A 20,198-nucleotide genomic window follows, 5' to 3' on the forward strand; every position below is an offset into this window, starting at 1 on the left:
AGAAAAGCGGTGCATCCTTCGACTTCGCTCAGGAACCACCGCACCGCTTTCAGTTTTCGAAATTATAAGGTAATTTCGTGAGTGTAGAATTGTCTTTTTTAGGTTGTTCTTTTTGCCGGGCTCTCTTATCGACTTCATCAATATCCAGAACTTTGACGGCATAAACATAGCTTTTGTTTTTAGCAATCCGCAGGAAGCCATGTTTTTTTAATGCTTTACCCAGTTTGTTTACTGTGCCGTCTGTGACGTTTACATTTGCTACGGTCGATAACCGAACCGCAATTTGAGAGGCATTAAAAAAGGCATTTGCCGTTTCTCTTGTTGCCGGCTCAAACCATGTCAATAACAGTTCTTCTTCGGGACTCATTAACTGGTACTGTTCATTATTGGCATTGATTTCTTTGATTTCTTCCTGGTTGAACCAATGTCGAAAGCCTTCCTTTTTCAGTTTTAAAGCCTGGGCATAAACTTTATTGATATCAATTTCGTGCGTGTATTCGATGTGTTCCGCTTCAAAGCACAGAAAGCGGCGTGAGCCAGTGGTATCGTTCAGGAACTGAGCGGTGTTGACGGAGCCGGCGAAACTGGCACGACGTGACATGTTTTCGTTATTATGGCCGTAGGCTTTTCGCATTCTGATATGGGTTTTGGTGATGAGTTCTTTGAGTGAACCGATTTCAGTACGGTTTAAATTTTCGAGTTCGTCCAGATTGATCAGCATGCATTCTGCCAAATGGATTAAGGTGTCTTTGTTGTTCGGATTGATCGTACCTGAAAAAATATATTCTTTTAGAGGTGCAGGCATTAGTTTTTCGATCCAGGTTGTTTTTCCTAATCCCTGTTTGCCTGAAAATACAATAACGGTTTGGTTGACCTGCTTTTCATCTAAAACGCAAGCTACCATTGCGACGAACCATTTTTTGAAACAGATTCGCCAAAGATCCTGTTTTGTCGTGGTGATGGTATCAGCGAGTTTTTCTATCCAGTCAAATTCGTCTGTAATTTCCGGATTGTTCTCAAAATAGTTTAAGAAAGGATCAAAGATTTCGCAGAAATCGGAGTGCAAAAGATTCCGGAGAGAATTGATGCTGCAGCGGACTTTTGCTTTTAAGATTTCACGAAGCAAAGAATTTTCTGCAAAGTCGGTCATGTGTTTCCACTTGGTGGCACGAATGGTTTTATATTCCAATTTTCCCAGAACATTGTTGTAACGAAATTTGTATCTGTTATTCAGAAAGTTTTCCAGTTTGTCGATGTATGACGGTTCTTCATCATCATCGGTACTGAAATTCCCATCTGTTGTTTTCTGCTCGGATGATTCACCATTATTTTTTTTATGGCTCGTCGATTGCGCCGATTTTGCAGTTTGCTTTTGAGGTTTAAAATCATCGGTATTAAAGTCTGAAGTATTTGCATAGGCACTTTTAACAGCCGTGGCCACTTCCTGGGAATTGTAATCATAATCAGCTAAAATATAGCCCAGAGCCATGGCTTCCGGAATACCTTTTCGGTTCAGGTTGTTGGCGAGCTGGAAAACGAAATTGTTTCTGTTGCCATCCATGAATAATTCTTTTTTTTCGGTAAAACGGACGGTGTGTTCGTAGACTGCGTCGTAAGTAATGGGTGTTTGATGTTTGATGCTGGATGAAGGATGGTTGTGATTACTTACAGTGGAAGATTGCTTTGGTGCGGTAGTAAAGATCGTGGAGTTTTCGTTCAGGAATAATTCGGGATCGAAGGAGACGAAACATAAACGGGTGATGTCTTTTCCTGATTTGTCGATTTCAACCTGGAGAAGTTCTTCAAAGTGTTTCTGTAAAGCCAGAAAGGTTTCTTTGTGGTTCTCTTTTTCGGTTTCTATTTGGACCAGAATTTTTATACCGTTGCCAGAGGGGCTTAGAAATGAGGCAAATACTAAAGGTTCTTCCAGTAAGGTTTTCCGGCACTCCTTTAGTTTTTCCTTTGGCAGTTTATCAATATCCAAAACCACTAAAGGATTATACTTTGTAAGAAATTCCATTTTACGGCCCCCTTTAAAAGTTGCAGAGGGTGTGAATGCCGGAAGTGATTTCTTGGCTCTTTCTGCAGCCTCCATTTTATTATCGGCGAGTGATTTTCTGAGATAAGTAATCGGGTTAATATATACGCCCGTTTTAATATCATCTAATATTTTCAGGATGTCTTTGTTTTCAACAACTTCATTGAAATTTATAAATATGGTTGATTTCATTTTGATTAGATTTTGGAGGTTAGATGGTAGATACTGGACTTTAGACATTGAGTCTTAGACAAAAGCCCTCTGAAATGTAGAGGGCTTTTAGATTTCACAAAAAAGCGGGAAATGAATTACTATTTCGCAAAGGATTTGTTGTAATGCTCCTGCATCGTTTTCTCTACATCAGAAAGTTTGTAGTAGATTTTGTTACCGACTTGAGAGAAAGAAATCTTGCCTTCGTCACGCCAAGTTTGGGCGGTTCTTCTGGAGATCTTCATCATGGTTATGAATTCTTCATTATCGAGAAACTGGTCCTGTTTTGAACCATTCCGAGAATTGAAGTTCCTTGAGAGGTCATCGATTTTAGCGATTAAACCTTCAAATTGTTCTTTGGTTAAAATAATTGCTTCCATAATACTATTGGTTTTAAGATTATGAAGCAAAGGAATAAAGGTTCCGGAAGTCTGATTGGTCTTTTTTAGTCTGATCGGACTAAGTTTTTTGTAACCGCTTAATTATCAATAGTATTATAAGATTTTCTAAAATTTACAAATCAGACTTCCAAGTAACAGCACTGTCATTATTTGGATCTTTATCGGTTCTGGTTGGAGACAGGTATGTGAGCACTGTGGATTTTGAAAGCGGCTTTCCGTGTTGATCCAGAAAACTATCACAGATAAAATCTGCTAACTCACTGTTTGTCATTTGAATATAAAAATTGCCGTTTGGTTTTAAACCATACATCATCTGTTTAAAAGCATGGACTAAAATATTTGTTGGACCATGTAGTTTTATTTTTCCCTGAAAACTCTTTTGTACAACTTCCGGACTATCAGTTTTCGATATTTCTTCTTTCAACTTTTTTAAGGCATATAAATGCTCAATTTCTTTTTTGCATTGCAGATTATAATCCTGAAGATTTCTGTTGACAAATTCAATATTGGCCTGTAGATATTCAAATTTCTCTTCCATTAAAAGAAGGATTTTTTCATTGTCACTGCTTAAGGTAGCCAGTTTATTCTTTAATTCCCAAAATGAGAAATAACGTTCTTCTGATTCTGCATTAATTTGCTTCTTATTTGGTCTTAACAGACTTACATTAAGATCTAAAGACTTTAATGTATTGCGTTTCGATTCGATAGATGTATAAAGTTTGACCAATCTGCTCTGACCCCGCTCGCCTTTAAATAATTCATCATTAACAGAAATGAGTTTTTCGAATTTATTTAACCAAAGCATGGACTCTGATACCTGTTTGCAATGATGACAAATAAATTCGGGAATTTGAGAGTGGGTTATTGAAAAGACTTTTGATATTAATTGCTGGCAATAGTATTCTGAACCACGGTCAGTGTCTTGTTCAACATCAAATAACGGATTAAAAGTTTCCGTCAACTTAACAGACGAAAATTGTGCGAACGGCACAGACTCTTTAATGATATGGTTTACTAACATCCTTATAATGTATTTTAAATCTAATTGTCAGAGAATATTTTCAGTCATTGTGTGTTTTATACTAGGTCGCTTTCTCCCATTTCATAACAATTCAGGTATCAGTCACCGAAATTTCATTTATTAGCAAATGCTAAACTATGAAAAGTAAAGCATAAAAATGACTCCATTTTCAAAACAGAGCCATTTTTTAATAAATATGATAATAAATAAGTGTTAATTGGCAAAAATTCATATCCAATGAATAGCAATTCATATGAAATCTACATTACATATTGATCAACTGCCTTATCTAAATCATCATCGATTACTTTAGCATAAATTTGAGTTGTACTTATTTTGGAATGATCCATTAACTTGCTGACATACTCGATCCGCATTCCCCTACTCAGTGCTTGCGTCGCGAAAGTATGACGACTTAAATGAAAATGTAACTGGAAAGGAAATTTTAATTCTTGGCCAATTTTACGCAGATGCAGATTACAAATCACATTTGCAGATGCTATTTTTTTTCTTTTGAATTCCGGATTTCCAAGATCAAACTTACCTCTTAGAATAATCGGGAATATAAAGGCTTGCTTTTCAACATTATTGGAATAGTACTTCAAAAGAACTTCAGCCGCAGTTGCACCAATTTTTATGCGGTGTACTCTACCACTTTTACTAATTTTCCTTTCAATAATACCCTTTTCCATATCCACTTCTTCCCACCGCAAAGTGGCGACGTCAGAAAATCGTAAACCTCCAGCGGACACCGCGAAGATGAACATATCCTGGCAAAGTTTAACCTTACATTTTCTTTCCTTGTTATAGTTTTTGAAATTTTCGAACTGTTCTAATGATAAAAAATTTCTCTTGTGAGCATTTGTTCTAATTTTTATTTTATCAAAGGGATAAATGTTTTTGTCAATAATACCATCTTCTATCGCAGAGTTGAAAATTTTAGCAAGAGGTATTAGGCAAGTTTTGATTGAAATGTTAGAGTTTTTTTTCACCACAGTGAGAAAATTAATGTAGTCTTTCAAAAGTGATACGGTTATATCGTTTAAAGTCAGATCATCATGACCAATAAATTCTTTGAATTTTTTAATCAATGATTCATAATTATACATTGTTGCCGCTGCTAATGTATTTCGTAAACGATTAAAAGTTTTTTGCTGATAATCGAAAAAATTGATTCGATCTTCGCCTTTTAACGCTTGTTTTATCTGCTGTGCTGTAATGTTTTGGGTTTTCTTTTCTTCTTCTAAAACCATCATTGTAGCATCAGCAATCTTAACCGCCAAAACAGCATTCATTCTGGTACTGTTGGGATAACATTTTCTGACTTTCTGACTGTCTCCATCCCATTGATTAGGTTTAAGTTTTACTCCAGTTGAAATAAATTTAGTTTTTCGGTCTTTAATGAGCCTGATGTAAAGAGAGCAATTTCCGGCTTTATCCAGTTGCTGCGTTTTTAGTACAAATTTTAACGATGCCATAGTAAAACAATTTAAGGTTAGTAATGTTTAGGGAAACGACTACTAATTTTCTGTAAAATGTGCTGAAAAGGGACTTTTCTGGATGATTTTAGTATGACATAAAAGTACAACAAGTAGTACAACAAACTCTTAATTTGGTTGCTTTTTGATGCTTTTGTTTTGTTACCTAAAAAAATAAATTCGTGTATTCATCAGCAAACTAGAGAAAACTTGTATGATGCACGGAATTATTTGTAACTTTGTACAAATTTAAAAAAATAAAGTAGCAATGGCTATTAAAATAACAGACGAATGTATTAATTGTGGTGCGTGTGAGCCAGAATGCCCGAACAACGCAATCTATGAAGGAGCAGTAGACTGGAAAGCTTCAGATGGAACATCACTCAAAGGAAAAGTGGTCATGAAATCAGGTTTAACCGTTGATGCTGATGACCCACAAGAACCCGTAAGTGATGATGTTTATTTCATAGTCACCGATAAATGTACCGAGTGTATCGGCTTTCACGAAGAACCGCAATGTGCGGCCGTTTGCCCGGTTGACTGTTGTATTCCAGATGATGACCATGTGGAATCGGAGGAGAGTTTACTGGAGAAAAAAGCATTTTTACACGGAGAATAAGCTAAACCGCTCACAAAATGTGGGCGTTTTTTTTCCATCTTTTTTAAATCATTTTAACGCAAGAATATCAACGACTTTGCTGCCGCTCGAGTTCTTATAAAAATCAAAAAGTATGAGTAAAAAACACAACTTCAGTGCAGGACCCTGCATATTACCTCAAGAAGTTTTTCAAAAATCTGCAGAAGCAATTCTCGATTTTAATGGTAGCGGATTATCACTTTTAGAAATTTCTCACCGAAGCAAAGATTTCGTTGCTGTAATGGACGAAGCCAGAGCAATCGTGAAAAGACTCCTGAACTTAAGCGATGCGTACGAAGTTTTATATTTGGGAGGCGGCGCCAGTTTACAATTCGCAATGGTTCCCTATAATTTAATGCCCTCTGAAAATGGAAAAGCGGCCTATTTGAATACGGGAACGTGGGCTGCTTCTGCCATCAAAGAAGGAAAAAAATTCGGAACGGTCGATATAGTAGGTTCTTCGAAAGAAGAAAATTACGCCTTTATCCCTAAAAATTACACCGTTGGAAATGAATATGATTATTTTCATTGCACCTCAAACAATACCATTTATGGAACGCAAATGAAACAATTCCCAAAAGTTGATACTTTGTTGGTTTGTGATATGAGTTCAGATATTTTCTCCCGCGCCATCGATTTTACTCAATTTGATTTGATTTATGCTGGTGCGCAGAAAAACATGGGTCCGGCCGGAACAACTTTAGTCGTGGTAAAAAAAGAAATCTTAGGCAAAACAGGAAGAGATATTCCTTCAATGCTTGATTACGCCTTGCATATCGCTAAAGAATCCATGTACAATACGCCCCCGGTTTTCCCAATTTATGCCTCGCTTCTCACCTTACAACATTTAGAAAAAACGGGCGGAATAGCTGCTGCAGAAGCTAGAAACGAAGCAAAAGCTGCCTTATTATATAGTGAAATCGACCGCAATCCCCTATTTGAAACATTCTGTATGAAAGAAGACCGTTCACTTATGAATGTTTCTTTCAAATTAATTGATGACACTAAAAAAGAAGAATTCGATAACGCCTGGAAAGCGGCCGGAATTAGTGGTCTAAACGGTCACCGAAGTTTAGGAGGCTATCGCGCAAGTTTGTATAACGCCATGCCCATCGAAAGTGTTCAAATTTTAGTTGACGTAATGCAAAATTTAAAATAAATGATAGTTCTTGCCAATGACGGTATTTCTAAAGCCGGAGAACAGCTGCTGATCGACGCAGGAATCGAAATGTTAGATGCAAAAGTTTCACAGGAACACCTCATCACATTCATTAATGAAAACAAGGTGGATGTTTTGTTGGTTAGAAGTGCTACCAAGGTAAGAAAAGACCTAATCGATTCTTGTCCGGGATTGAAAATTATTGGGCGTGGTGGTATTGGAATGGACAATATCGATGTTGCCTATGCGATTGAAAAGGGTATTTACGTCATTAATACACCAAAAGCATCTTGTCGCTCGGTTGCTGAAATGGTTTTTGCACACTTTTTCTCCTTAGCCAGATTTCTGCATGAATCCAACAGACTTATGCCGCTGGAAGGTGAAACGCATTTTAAAGCTTTGAAAAAATCTTTTTCAACTGCGGTTGAATTAGAAGGAAAAACTTTAGGCGTCATCGGCTTCGGTGGCATCGGACAAGAAGTGGTAAAAATCGGGATTTCATTAGGAATGAAAGTAAAAGTTCTCACCAGAAATCCCAAAACTGAAAAAATCACCTTGGAATTTTTTGATGGACAAAAAGTTCAATTCGATATTTCTTCTAAAACAGATATGAATGAATTCCTAACCGATCTGGATTTTCTGAGTATCAATACACCGAAATCAAGCGAATATATTTTAGATCAAACCCAATTCGAAAAAATGAAAGATGGTATTTTCATTGTTAATACGGCCAGAGGAGGCGTTATTAATGAAGTTACCTTGCTCGAATCGATAGAAAGCGGAAAAATTGCAGGTGCCGCACTCGATGTGTTTGAAAATGAACCCAGCCCAGAACTTGCTCTTTTAATGAATCCAAATTTGTCACTATCACCGCATTTAGGTGGCAACACCCAAGATGCGCAAATGAAAATTGGTAGAGAACTCGCGGAGCAAATCATTGAGATTAAAAAGAAACTTTAGAATCCTATGCCTACATTTAAACCATTTCGGGGAATCCGACCAAGCGAAGATTTTGTAGATATTTTCCCAACCCATCCGTTGGATAATTATTCGCAGGATGAAATCAATAAAAAAGCCCAAGTCGACTCTTCATACATCCAGATGATTAAACCCTACGTGGTGAGTAAGTCCAAAGACGTTGATCGAAATCTCCGGAAAATCCGAACAAATTTCGAAGAACTTTTGGAAGATCGCAAGCTGGTACAAGACAATTCTTCCTATTATTTATATGAGCAGATTTTGGCCACTAAAGCCGTATTCCGTGGTTTACTGGGATTGGTAAGTGTAGAAGATTTTCGAGCTGGAAAAATCAAAAAACACGAATCTACCCTCACCCATCGAAAAGAAAAACTGGCTTATTATTTAGACAAAGTCAATGTACAAGCAGAGCCGGTTTTATTGACTTACATGGCCAATCCTAAAGTAGAGATGCTCATGAATCATGAGGAAAAAAATGTTCCTATTCTTAATTATCTTGATGATAATGGCACCCGACATAAGGTTTGGAAAATTGATAACCGCCTGAAAATGCTTCAGTTTAAAGAAGTCTTAGAGCAAATCGATTCCTTTTATATCGCTGATGGACACCATAGAATTGGCTCAGCCGCTTTGAATGCAGCCAATCAAAAAAGTAAAAATAAAAAGCACACCGGAACAGAATTATACAATTACGTTTTTAGCTTTGTGGTATCGAACCAGTCGATAAAAATTCATGATTACAATCGACTTTTAGATAATCTAAATGATTTAACAGAAAAAGAATTTATTAAGAAGATCGGTGAAAATTTCCTTATTCACGAAAAAGGGAACCAACCCTATTATCCTTCCCAAAAATTTCATATTTCAATGTATCTGGGCGGAAAATTTTATTCGCTTCATGTAAAACATGAACTCAGAAAGCTTCAGAGTGAAAAAAATGATCTTGATCACATTTTACTAGAAGACTATATTTTAAAAGACATTCTCGGGATCGACAATCCTAAAACAACCGATAAAATCACTTATATCAAAGGAACTTCTACCATTGAGGGAATCAACAGTCTGAAAGAAAGTGTAGATTCGGGGAAATACAAAGTAGGATTTGGGATCTATCCCGTCAGTTTTAATGATTTGTTAAAAGTGTCTGATAACAAAATCATTATGCCTCCAAAATGCACTTATATTGAACCTAAATTGGTTACTGCCTTGGTGATGTATGATATGAAACAATAAAGCTACTTATTGTAATAATTTTTTTTTAAATTTGGGTCGATCAATTTTTGAAACCCTATGAAATACTCTATTATAAAAATACTTCCGCTCTTTTTGGGCGGATTTTTATTTGCGCAAACTCAACAAGATTCCCTCCAGTTTAAAAATATTTCTGACGAAGTATTGGTGAATGGAACAGCGTATGAAAACCTTTGGGATTTAACCCAAAATATCGGTCAGCGATTAAGCGGTTCTGCAGCGTATGAAAAGGCCACCGATTGGGCTGTTTTAAAATTAAAAGAAGCTGGCGCCGATAAGGTGTGGAAAGAAGAAGTGATGGTTCCCGTGTGGGAAAGAGGCAAAGAATCGCTTCAAATAAAAGAAGGAAATGGAAACTGGAAATCTTTAAAAATGCTGTCCCTCGGGAATTCTGAAGGAACAAATGGAAAAGACGTAGAAGCTGAAATTATTCTCGTAAAAACGAAGGCCGAATTTGATCAACTTACGCCGGCACAAGTCAAGGGAAAAATCGTTTTCTTTAATTATGCTTTTAATCAAAAATTCATCATGACAGGCATGGCTTATGGAGACGCAAGCATTTACAGACGTGCATCTGCATCTTGGGCCGGAAAAAAAGGAGCAAAAGCCGTGATCATTCGTTCGCTCTCCTCTGCTTTTGATGATGTTCCACATACGGGAATGATGCGATACGATGAAGACGATCATGCAAAAATTCCCGCCGTAGCTATAGGACCAAAAAGTGCAGATGCGCTCGAAAAAACATTGAAAACACAAAAAGTAACCGCAAAGCTAAATTCTAACGCTACCATGAAAGGTGAAAAACTTTCATATACGGTTATTGGCGAGATTACAGGCAACAAAGACCAAAGTGTGATTGTAGTAAGCGGCCATCTCGATTCCTGGGATGTGGGTGAAGGCGCGCAAGACGATGGCGCTGGGATTGTACAAAGCATCGAGGTACTGCGAACTTTTAAAAAGCTGGGAATCAAAAATAACCATACCATTCGAGTGGTTTGTTTTGCCAACGAAGAAAACGGTGTAAAAGGAGGAAATCAATACGCCGAAAATATCAAAAAAAATAATGAAAAACATCTTTTCGCAATCGAAAGCGACGGTGGCGGTTATACGCCGCGTGGTTTTGGGTTGGTAATGAACGCTGAAAAAAGAGCGCAAATACAATCCTGGAAAAATCTTTTTTCACCCTACGGACTTCATAATTTCGACATTCAATATGCCGGAACAGATATTGAACCCATGGAAACTTTAAGTGTTCCGCTGGCCTCCTTAATCCCCGATTCCCAAAGATATTTCGACATTCATCACTCTGAAGAGGATACTTTTGATAAAGTAAATCGGAGAGAATTACTATTGGGAGCTGCCGCGATGGGACAGCTTATTTATATGATTGATAAAAACTGGTAATGAGAAAACCACCACTTCATAAAAGTTTTTGGAACGCCATCAAGGGCGTGATTTGGATGCTGAACTCAGAACGCAATTTTCAGATTGAAGTCTTAGCTTTGCTCATCAATCTCCTTTTAATCGTTTATTTAAAAGTAACACCTGTGGAAGCTTCGATTATTTTAATCGTCTCGTTTGCGGTATTGAGTTTAGAAATACTGAATACATGCGTGGAAAAAATCTGCGATCTGATACAACCAGAATATGATATTCGCATTAAAATAATAAAAGACTTAGCGGCAGGTTCTGTATTTTTAATGGCGGTTGCATCAGTATTCATAGGGATTTTAGTTTATGCTAAATATCTTTTTTAAAAACGCTTTCATCATAAGATGATTTCGCAGTTTGATAACCGATCTCAAAAATTTCTTCTAATCGCTCCGCATTTCGCTCGAAGGTTCCATAACTGGCTAATTTTTTAGAAGTAATAATCCAATCACAGAACGAGAATTTGTAGATTTCTGTTCGATGCGACATTAATTCGTACGCTCTGCTAGTTACTGATTTTATGGTTTTAAGGTCATCAATTACCACATCCTGAACCGGAGAAACATAGATGCCGATCAACTTTTTACAATCCTGATTAATGAGGTCGGCAGGAAAATTATTTAAAACACCACCATCGCTGTACATTTTATCACCAACAATATAGGGTACCGTAATCCCTGGAATTGAACATGAAGCGATCACCGCATCAATAACTTTATCTTTTCCCTCGAAGATTTTCTGCTCACCAGAAACCAATTCGGTCGCTACCACCTTGATATCCAAGTCAAGATCACCAATTGTCATCTCACCAAAAACGGGTAGTAAATAATTGGAAAAAATCATAGAAGAAACCAAGCCAGGTTTATTAAAAGTAAAATGCCGCCAATTGAAAAAATAAACAGATTTAAAAAAATCTAGAATTTCTCGCGGCGATTTCCCTGCGGCATAAAGCGCCCCAACAATGGAGCCCGAACTGCAACAAGCCAAAACATCTGGCCTGATCTGTTGTTCAGCTAAAAATTGTAAGGCTCCGGCATGTGCCAAACCTCTGGTTCCTCCACCGGAAAGCACAAGTCCGAGTTCGAATTTTTTCATGGTTAAAAATTTTTCAAAAATAAGAAACCACAGAGACAATTCTGTGGTTTCATGAAATAATATTTTAAGAACAGGCTTATTATTTTAGCAAAAACTCTTGCATAAATTTAATCACCGCTAATCTTTGAAAGTCTACATTTTCTTTCTTCCGGAAACCGTGACCTTCATTTTTAGCTTCTAAATACCAAACTGTATTTCCCTGGGCTTTCAACTTATCACGCATTTGAATCGCCTCGGTAACGGGAACTCTTGGATCATTGGTTCCTTGAATAATGAACATGGGTTTTTTGATTTTCTCCGTGTTATTTAGCGGTGCAATCTTGGTAAAAAAGGCACTCATTTTGGGGTCTCGTTCGTCGCCATATTCTGCTCTTCTTAAATCACGTCGGTATTCTTCCGTATTTTTAAGGAAAGTATTAAAGTCAGAAATCCCGACCACATCAACCGAACATCGGATTCTGTCGGCATATTCATAGGCGGTTGCCAAAGTCATAAAGCCACCATAACTTCCACCCATAATCATGATCCGGTCTTTATCGAGTTCTGGTTGCTTGGCGATCCAATCCAACAAAGCATCGATGTCTTTTACAGAATTCATTCGGTTAAAACCATTGTCGCTCGCAATATACGTTTTACCAAAACCTGAGGAACCGCGAACATTCGGGTAAATTAAAGCCACGCCCATCTCATTGGTATAATAATTATTGGATCCTAATGACGATGCCATCGACTGTCCTTCCGGGCCGCCGTGAATATTAATCAGCACGGGTCTTTTTCCGGTAAACTTTTTAGAAACAGGATAATAAAATCCAGAGATTTTCATTTTATCAAAACTCGTCCATTCGATGAGTTTGGGTTGTGCCATATCGCTTTTCTGCATTTCCCCCTGCTCACTATCAGTCCATCTTTCGATAGCATTGGTGGCTAAATCTAGACGGTAGATATCCGAGGAAGAGTCGAACGTTGTTTGCGTGAAGAAGAGGGATTTTCCATCATCCGTAAATTCCATTTTATAAACGATGCCAACAGATAAACCTTTGATCTCATTATATTTTTTAGTTTCGGTATTCATCAAATACAATTTGACCAAACCACCTTCATTGGTAGAAAAAACAAGTTTAGTTTTGTCTTTAGATAGCGTATAATCTTCAATTTCCCAAGGAATATCTGTTGTGAAATAAGTGATTTTTTTGGTTTTTAAGTTCATCAGTGCTAAACGATTAAACTCATTATCACGATCTGTGATGTAGAAAATCTCATCAGAATTTTTTGCGAACTTGGCACCACCTTGCACAATTTGCTTATCTTTTCTATCAGTGATAGATTCCAATTTTTTAGTCTCGGTGTCAAAAAGATAAATGTGGGATTCATTGGCCGAAATATATTCTCCGATGATGAGTTTTTTACCGTCTTCAGAAATGTCGCTGATTCCCCAGCCGCCACCTTTTACTTCCAAAATCAATTGCGTTTCTGCTGGTTTTAAAGGATTCATGAAATAAATATCGCGGTCGCCTCCATTTTTTTTGGTTGAAGAAAAGTAGAACCCAGAGCCGTCTTTTTTCCAGCGCATTCCACCATTTTGGGATCTTCCGCCATCGGTGAGAAGTGTAGATTCCATGGTTTTTAAATCTAAGCGGAACAATTGACCAAATTCATTTCCACCGATATCTTTGGAATACACTAAATATTTACCTTCGGTTGGCTCATAATCTGCGGAATTCACAGGTTCGTCAAAAAAGGTAATTTGTTTTCGGTTTCCTAAAGGTTGGTTTAAATGATGCAGTTGGTTGGTAGACGCAAATCTGGTTACCATAATCAATTCTTTTCCGTTCGGGTGAATTGCGGTAAAGTTGGCACTTCTGCTTTCCGTATATTTCTTGATTTTCTCGTTTAAACTCTTGGGGATGGCCGGAATATTTTCGGTAATCAGATTTTCATTCGGCACCACAATATCCCCTGTTTTTTGTGAAAATAAAGCAACACCGGCGATAAGAAAAACCGGTAAAAAATAATTGATTTTCATTGGTAATAATTTAAAGGAAAGATAGTAATTTTTCGGAATAAAAAAACCATAAATTTTTGGTGGTCTGTTGGCAAAAATTTAAAGTAACCAGACTTTGCAACCTTGCAGAAGAAAAAATAGGCAAACGCAGGACTATTGAAAACGCGATTTCACAAAGGCAATTCCATTATTATAAAAAAGATCTTCAACGAAAGTATCTATATTCAGGTCTTTGGACCAGGATTGTGCCTCATCGATGGAATCTAAAAAATAAGAAAAATTCATTCGTACATAACTTTTCAAGTTAACCATCTTATCAACGGTAGAAATATTAAGAAAAGGATTAATAAGCCCGTCAAAGTCACTTCCAACGGTAATCTGCTTTTGCGCTTTTTTAAGGTCGATTCCGTAGGCTTTGCAGACTTTAAAATAATGAAATAAATGATTTAAAAAATGATCGTAAAAATATTCATCCCGTTGTGGAATTGAATGTTCTGTTAATTCCTCTAGTTCTGCCAGTGTCAAACAATTATCATCATTAATTTTTTTTCCAATATCTTGATTTTTAATTCCTAAAGCAAGCCACTCTGTTTTAGAGAAATATTCTTTGTCAACAATTCTGTCACCCATGGCATTTTGTCCGGTAGGATTTTCATCATAGCGATCAACGTATCCTAAAATTCTACGATCCAGCGAAATACCAATGACCCCATTATTTTTTACAATCCAGGCAATTTCTTCATCAAATAAGTTAATGGTTGATAAATTAAAAGTAGGGAATCCTGGTTTTCGGGGATTATTTTCAGGAAAAAAAGGTTTGGTATGTTCTACATAAATGGCACCCGACACCGTTTTTTTGACTTGCATATAACCTGGCCAATTTTTAAAATTCGTTCCAATGAATCCTGCATGGGTGCACACCAAAGGTTGTTTGTTTTTAAATTTCCCAGCCTCCATTTCCGCCATGATGTCTTTTCTCGATTGGTAACTCATGTGTTTTACATCAACGCAAATTTTACGATCAAATAGACCTTGAACAACCTTTCTACCCTCATTTTCAAAACCATTTCCGGTGGGTAAGAAATCCGTTGAATTAGAAAGCTGCATTCCAAAAGCGTGATTACACAGACTCGACTGCTGTAAATGGGTGATGTTAACTGCAAGAACCTTTACTTTTGCCAGAACCTTGTCTATATTTTTTAGAATAGAATCTGGATTATACCGATGATTGGCATCGCAATAATTGTTTTCATCGACCAAAGAATGGCAACCTTCAATAATAAAAAACACATTGACTTTATTTTTTGGAAGTCCGATTTTGAAACTGTCTTTCGTTAAAATATTGAAAGATCGGGACGCTTCGATATAAGGTTGCAATGTTCGATTCATCAGGAAATCACTGAATGCTTTGTACTGATTTTGCTCTATTTTTTCTAACAGATTTTTAGAAAGTTTGTAGCGCGAACTCGCCTTTAAATAAGGAATTAACGGAATCACTGCTTTTGCAACATAACGTTCGGGACTGTAAAGAACCGCGCCAACGACCACTTCTTCATTGAACTGTGCGAGTTGGGATTGGTGGAGTTGGGACTCAATGATATTGGGTAAATCTGAAAGAAATTTCGGAATAAAAGCGACATCATTTTTATAAATCAGGGAATCGATGTTCGGCGAATCGTTGAATAACTGCTTTAAAATCGGATGGCAATGAAAATCAAAAAATCTCATGGCATTGTGTTTTTAGTTTACACAAATGTAGGAAATGTTGATTTTAGATATTTATTCTTAATGTTAAAATATTGGAAACCAAATTCTTGAAGATGAGGCTTACAAATATGAGACATCGCGTTGGTATTATCTTGACCACGAAAGGATTCGTGCGGCAGCGGTGAACTCAAAGTCGCAGACTTTGCGCAGCAGAATCTTTCACGTTGCCCAATCAATTTCTAATTGTTCAAGTTTTGTTTTTTCTTTTAAACCGTGATTATGTAATATAAAATGGTCTGTGTTGAAATTACAAACTAATGCTTCAACAACTGTTCGTCTGTTTTCAATACTACCGCCATTATGATAAAAATGATCTTTTGTAACTACATTGAATTTACTCCAATACTTTTCGATCATTTCATTTTGTCGCCAATCGTTATGATGCCACGTTGAAAGTATAAATTTCGCTTTTGTTTCACTCAATAAGTTGAATAATAGTTCTTCGTCTTCCTCTGTCCAACCATTAAAGTAGTCAACGTGCCTGCCGTAGTACGGTGGGTCGCAATACATAATATCATTCTCGGTTGCCAATGGAATAATTTCGGCAAACGATTTATTATGAAAAGTCCAATCTGGTTCAACTTGAATAATTTGCGAAACACTAGAAACTTGATTTGTAATTTTGGTTACATAAGCTTGTGCAAATCGTTCAGGTTTTTTACAAAAAGGTATATTCCAATGTCCTTTTTTATTAAATCGCATCATTCCGTTAAAACCAGCCCGGGAAAGGAAAATAAAATCATAAGGTGAAAACTCTCCTGAGTTAAAGCGTGAACGAACTTTTAAATAATGTTCATATCCATTATTTCCTGCTTTACTTAAAAGTGCACCCTCTTGCTCAAGATATTGTTTCATCAAAGGTGCTGTAATTTTCTTTTGCTGAATACCTTTGTAGAAATTAATAATATGAGGATTTGTATCGTTTAAAATTGCTTTTTTGTAACCCGAATTAAAAGCCACAACACCAGTACCTAAAAATGGTTCTATCCATCTTCCATGAACTTTTGGAGCAAGATCCATAATCCAAGGAACGAGCTTTGTTTTTATGCCTTGACTTTTTATGGGTGGAACAATTACTTTCATTTTGCCTCTTTTTTATAAGTTGTTCTTGTTACAATTTTGTCCCATAAATCTTTTCTACCCTTAAATTCTAAAAAGTCTTTAAGAGTCGTAATTTTTGTTGGCTTACCATCTTTTACCATTGTTGCAGAGCCGTGATTTATCCAATATTCGTCAAACCATTCTTCGCCTAATTGGCTGAAAATCCCGTTCTCGTTTCTTAAATCATCAATGCTTAAAGTCGAGCCAATATTCGCAGTATTTCCAGAGCCTTGTTTGTCGCTGGCAATTTTCCATTTTTCTGCTACAAAAAAATCAAAATCTTTAATTACTGAAGTGATTGATTTTAGGTTATCAACTGTTGTAACTTCTCTATCACCTACTTTTTTATTAGGTGTTTCGTAATCTTCTTGGAGGTTTTGAACTTGAAATATTTCTGTTTCAGAAACATCCTCTGTCATATCAGTTCTTGTGTAAATTACACCTAAACAAAAATGTGCTAAATATTGGTTGTAAGGGAATTGTATGTTTTTCTTTTTATCTCTTTCTTTAAAGTAACTTCCGTGACTTCCCAAAGTAAAACTCGAAATTCCATTTTTCTTACGATAAGTTGTTTTTAAATCAACTGCAAATTTTACATGTTCGTTTTTTTTATGAATAAAAGTAAGGTCTGGATAATAGTTTTGATGCTCGGTCAGAATAATATTGTATGAGTTTTCTTCTGCAAATTGTAAAATCTGCGGAAAAATATGTATTTCAAGGATTTTTGAAACAATTTTCGTGTCTGATGAAAAAATGGTGTAAATATTCTTATAAACGTCAATAAATCCTTTTACAGACCAATCACCGTTTTCTGTGGAAACGTATTTTTCGAGTTTTTTTGTAAAGATGTTTAGTGCCTTTTTGAACTCTTTTTTATATTTATTTTTTTTCTTTTAACTGCATAAAGCGAAGTTACAATTTTAATCTTGTTCAGCTTGTTGATAAATTCTTTTTTGTCTGATGCAGATACTTAATCGTTGCTTATAAAATTAGGCGTAAATCTAAAACACCTATAAGTTCCCCAAATTAAAAATAGTCTTGTAAAGTCACCCACGCCGCAACCCGACTTGAGTGGAGCTCTTTTTGCGCAGCGCAGCGGAGCAAAAAAGCGGGAACGGAAGGCGGATCATGTTGCCCCAATAAAAACGAGGTTTGCTACGCTAATTTTAATAAATCGCAGGAAATTTCCCCGGATCAATCTCATGAAAAAGTGCATAAATTTTCTCTATCATATCATCAACACTTGGTTTACTGAAATAATCACCATCGCTCGCATACGGCGGCCGGTGGTTTTCGGCAGAAATGGTCAAGGGATCAGAGTCTAAAAATCTGAAGGCTTTTTGTTTTTCTAAAATTTGTTGCAGAATAAAGGCAGACGCTCCGCCTTCTACATCTTCATCGATGACAACCAAGCGATTGGTTTTTTTGACACTTTCCGCGATTTCATGGCTCAAATCAAAAGGGATTAAAGACTGAATATCGATTACTTCCGCAGAAATACCAATTTTTTCTAATTCCAGAGCGGCTTCCATTACCAATCTCCAGGTAGAACCATAGGTGACTAAAGTTACATCCCTTCCTTCTTTGGTTATTTCAATTTTACCCACTGGCACGGTGAATTCTCCTATATTATCTGGTTGCTTTTCTTTTAGTCGGTAACCATTTAAACATTCGATAATCAAGGCGGGTTCATCCGCTTGAAGCATTGTGTTATAGAAGCCGGCCGCTTTGGTTAAATTACGGGGAACGAGCACCAAAATACCTTTGGATAAGTTAAGAATACCGGCCATTGGTGAACCTGAATGCCAGATTCCTTCTAACCGGTGACCACGTGTTCTGATGATTAACGGTGCTTTTTGACCACCGCGAGTTCGGTATTGCACCGTTGCTAAATCGTCGCTCATTCCTTGCAAACAGTATAAAATATAATCGAGATATTGTATTTCGGCGATCGGTCGTAAACCCCTCATAGCCATCCCAATTCCTTGTCCGAGAATGGTGGCTTCGCGAATTCCGGTGTCGGCAATTCTTAGGGCACCATATTTTTCCTGAAGCCCTTCCAGACCTTGGTTCACATCGCCGATGTTACCGGCATCTTCACCAAAGATCAACGTTTCAGGATATTTTTCAAAAATTTTATCAAAATTATTTCGGACTACTACTCTACCGTCCAGGACTTCTGAGAACTCAGAATATACCGGAGCTACTTCTTTAACATTGGTTGCTTTCCATTCGGATTGCGAATATAAATGGGAGGAATAATTATCTTTTTCAATAGCGAAGACTTCTTCAAATTTCTTTAGAAGGCTTTGTCTTTCTGTAGTTTGATTGGTTCTGGTCAACAATAAAGATTTTCTCACCAGATGGAAAACATCTTTTTTAGCGATAGAAATTACGGCTTTAAATTGATCTAGTTCTGTTGCAACTTCTTGGTTTTGTGATTTTAAATCCTCCACCAACGGAAGTACAACTTCTTTTAAATCTTGAATGGTTTTTTGGTAGTTTTCCCAAGATTTTTTTTGACCTTCTTTTACAAATTTTTTGGCTTCTGACTCTATTTTTTCCAAGTCTTTAGCCGAGGCTAATTCTTGTTCCTGTCCATCAATTTCAATGGAATAATCCAAAATCCATTCTTTAAATTTCAGCAAACCATCAAACTCGTCTTCCCATTTTAGGCGCTTTTCATTTTTATACCGCTCGTGCGAACCTGAGGTTGAATGACCTTGTGGTTGCGTAACTTCGATAACATGAACAACGACCGGAACGCATTCTGTTCGCGCAAAATGCTCTGCTTTGGCGTAGGCATCTAAAAGTGAGGGGTAATCCCAGGCCTTTACCTGAATAATTTCGCAACCTTGACTTTCACCTTCTTTTCTCTGGAAACCTGATAGCATTTCTGCGATATCGGCTTTTGCTCTTTGATCCTGAGTAGGCACAGAAATCCCGTACCCATCATCCCAAATGGAAGTAATCATAGGAACCTGCAACGCACAAGCTGCATTTAAAGTTTCCCAAAAATGTCCTTCAGCGGTGGAGGCATCTCCGATCGTTCCGAAGGCAACCTCAGTTCCGTTGTTTGAAAATTTCTCTGAACCTTCAAATGAAACGGTTTTGTACACTTTGGAAGCCAGGGCCAAGCCTAATAATCTAGGCATTTGTCCGGCTGTGGGAGAAATATCCGAAGAAATATTTTTTTGTTTGGTTAAATCTTTCCAGCTGCCATCTTCATTTAGACTTCTGGTGGCATAATGCCCGTTCATTTGTCTTCCAGCAGAAGCTGGTTCACGCTCAATATTGGTATCTGCATACAGTTGTGCAAAAAAACTTTCTACAGTTACGGCATCAATTGCTAAAGCAAAAGTTTGGTCGCGATAATAGCCTGAACGGAAATCTCCATCTTTGAAAACCTTAGCCATGGCTAATTGCGGCAATTCTTTACCATCGCCAAAGATGCCAAATTTTGCTTTACCGGTCAACACTTCTCTTCTTCCGAGGTAAGACATTTCTCTTGAAATCCTCCCCAGCTTATAATCTTCTAAAATTTGATTTTTAAAATCCTGAAAAGAAATTTGTTGTGTTTCAATATAAGTGGTTTCCATAAAAGCTGAATTTTTACAAAGATAAATAAT

At 37.0% G+C, this 20,198-nt stretch carries 16 protein-coding genes; 6 read left to right on the top strand and 10 right to left on the bottom strand.

From position 1 onward, the window contains the following. Positions 1-49: 49 nt before the first annotated feature. From QWY78_RS02965 to QWY78_RS02980, 4 genes are all read right to left on the bottom strand, one after another. The gene (locus tag QWY78_RS02965; protein ID WP_290216429.1) at positions 50-2,230 is read right to left on the bottom strand and encodes a VapE domain-containing protein; all 2,181 of its coding nucleotides are present in this window, start codon (positions 2,228-2,230) and stop codon (positions 50-52) included. A 119-nt stretch (positions 2,231-2,349) separates the two neighbouring features. Further along, positions 2,350-2,628, bottom strand: a complete 279-nt coding sequence (locus QWY78_RS02970) for a helix-turn-helix domain-containing protein (RefSeq protein ID WP_290216431.1) — start codon at positions 2,626-2,628, stop codon at positions 2,350-2,352. Positions 2,629-2,761: 133 nt separating this feature from the next. Next, positions 2,762-3,610, bottom strand: coding sequence for a hypothetical protein (locus tag QWY78_RS02975; protein ID WP_290216433.1), 849 nt, complete (start codon positions 3,608-3,610; stop codon positions 2,762-2,764). A 320-nt stretch (positions 3,611-3,930) separates the two neighbouring features. Continuing rightward, a complete protein-coding gene (locus tag QWY78_RS02980) occupies positions 3,931-5,148 on the bottom strand; it encodes a site-specific integrase (RefSeq protein WP_290216434.1) in 1,218 nt (405 codons plus the stop codon). A gap of 268 nt (positions 5,149-5,416) precedes the next feature. On the opposite strand from QWY78_RS02980, the gene QWY78_RS02985 reads away from it, so the two are divergent. The 6 genes from QWY78_RS02985 (at position 5,417) to QWY78_RS03010 (ending at position 10,930) form a co-directional block, all read left to right on the top strand. After that, positions 5,417-5,767: a 4Fe-4S binding protein gene (locus QWY78_RS02985; RefSeq protein ID WP_290216436.1), complete on the top strand. Its 351-nt coding sequence runs from the start codon at positions 5,417-5,419 to the stop codon at positions 5,765-5,767. Between the two features lie 112 nt (positions 5,768-5,879). Then, positions 5,880-6,944: a 3-phosphoserine/phosphohydroxythreonine transaminase gene (gene serC, locus QWY78_RS02990; protein ID WP_290216438.1), complete on the top strand. Its 1,065-nt coding sequence runs from the start codon at positions 5,880-5,882 to the stop codon at positions 6,942-6,944. Then, positions 6,945-7,904 (top strand): D-2-hydroxyacid dehydrogenase, encoded by a 960-nt coding sequence (locus tag QWY78_RS02995; RefSeq protein ID WP_290216440.1) that lies wholly within the window; start codon positions 6,945-6,947, stop codon positions 7,902-7,904. It abuts the gene before it with no gap. 6 nt (positions 7,905-7,910) lie between these two features. Next, positions 7,911-9,155: a DUF1015 domain-containing protein gene (locus QWY78_RS03000; RefSeq protein WP_290216442.1), complete on the top strand. Its 1,245-nt coding sequence runs from the start codon at positions 7,911-7,913 to the stop codon at positions 9,153-9,155. A gap of 57 nt (positions 9,156-9,212) precedes the next feature. Continuing rightward, positions 9,213-10,577, top strand: coding sequence for a M20/M25/M40 family metallo-hydrolase (locus tag QWY78_RS03005; protein WP_290216444.1), 1,365 nt, complete (start codon positions 9,213-9,215; stop codon positions 10,575-10,577). Beyond that, positions 10,577-10,930 (top strand): diacylglycerol kinase family protein, encoded by a 354-nt coding sequence (locus QWY78_RS03010; protein WP_290216447.1) that lies wholly within the window; start codon positions 10,577-10,579, stop codon positions 10,928-10,930. Before QWY78_RS03005 ends, QWY78_RS03010 begins: the two co-directional genes overlap by 1 nt. On the opposite strand, the gene QWY78_RS03015 is transcribed toward QWY78_RS03010, so the two are convergent. The 6 genes from QWY78_RS03015 to QWY78_RS03040 form a co-directional block, all read right to left on the bottom strand. Continuing rightward, positions 10,914-11,699 carry a patatin-like phospholipase family protein gene (locus tag QWY78_RS03015; RefSeq protein ID WP_290216449.1) on the bottom strand — a complete coding sequence of 262 codons (786 nt, stop codon included), beginning with the start codon at positions 11,697-11,699 and terminating at the stop codon, positions 10,914-10,916. The genes QWY78_RS03010 and QWY78_RS03015 overlap by 17 nt on opposite strands. Before the next feature lie 79 nt (positions 11,700-11,778). Further along, positions 11,779-13,722, bottom strand: coding sequence for a S9 family peptidase (locus QWY78_RS03020; protein WP_290216451.1), 1,944 nt, complete (start codon positions 13,720-13,722; stop codon positions 11,779-11,781). Positions 13,723-13,854: 132 nt separating this feature from the next. After that, on the bottom strand, positions 13,855-15,429 hold the full coding sequence (locus QWY78_RS03025; RefSeq protein ID WP_290216452.1) for an amidohydrolase family protein: 1,575 nt from the start codon (positions 15,427-15,429) through the stop codon (positions 13,855-13,857). A 198-nt stretch (positions 15,430-15,627) separates the two neighbouring features. Beyond that, positions 15,628-16,551 (bottom strand): DNA adenine methylase, encoded by a 924-nt coding sequence (locus tag QWY78_RS03030; RefSeq protein ID WP_290216454.1) that lies wholly within the window; start codon positions 16,549-16,551, stop codon positions 15,628-15,630. Continuing rightward, a complete protein-coding gene (locus QWY78_RS03035; RefSeq protein WP_290216491.1) occupies positions 16,548-17,417 on the bottom strand; it encodes a type II restriction endonuclease in 870 nt (289 codons plus the stop codon). Before QWY78_RS03035 ends, QWY78_RS03030 begins: the two co-directional genes overlap by 4 nt. Before the next feature lie 318 nt (positions 17,418-17,735). Next, entirely contained in the window at positions 17,736-20,168 is a 2,433-nt protein-coding gene (locus QWY78_RS03040; protein ID WP_290216456.1) for an alpha-ketoacid dehydrogenase subunit alpha/beta, read from the bottom strand. Between the last annotated feature and the right edge of the window lie 30 nt (positions 20,169-20,198).

The organism is Kaistella yonginensis (assembly GCF_030409525.1).
Taxonomy (GTDB): Bacteria; Bacteroidota; Bacteroidia; order Flavobacteriales; family Weeksellaceae; genus Kaistella; species Kaistella yonginensis.